Genomic DNA, 323 nt, shown 5'->3' on the forward strand with positions numbered 1-323 from the left:
ATCTGTTGCTGATCCTGATTGCCGACGTCGTTGCGATCGCGTCCAACCCGAGGCTGCGCCAGTGAAAGCTCTCGCCGCCTCCGCCAGACGCCGCACAGGATTTCATATCAACACCGTAGGAACGATCGGCGCCGCGATCGTCCTGTTCTGGATCGTGATTGCAATCTGCGCCCCGCTACTCGTGCCCTATCCGGTCGGCAAGATCGTCGATTTCGATTTCTTCGGACCGATGTCGCAGAAATTCTGGCTCGGGACCGACTATCTCGGCCGGGATATCCTCTCGCGCATCTTGATGGGCGCGCGCTACACGGTGGGCATCGCCT

General features: G+C 60.1%; 1 pseudogene. It reads left to right on the forward strand.

Annotated features, from left to right (window positions below):
- Positions 1 to 61: 61 nt before the first annotated feature.
- Positions 62 to 323 (forward strand): annotated as a pseudogene (locus CH341_RS32080) (ABC transporter permease); the annotation flags it as partial.

The sequence above is a fragment of the Rhodoplanes roseus genome (assembly GCF_003258865.1).
GTDB classification, from domain to species: domain Bacteria; phylum Pseudomonadota; class Alphaproteobacteria; order Rhizobiales; family Xanthobacteraceae; genus Rhodoplanes; species Rhodoplanes roseus.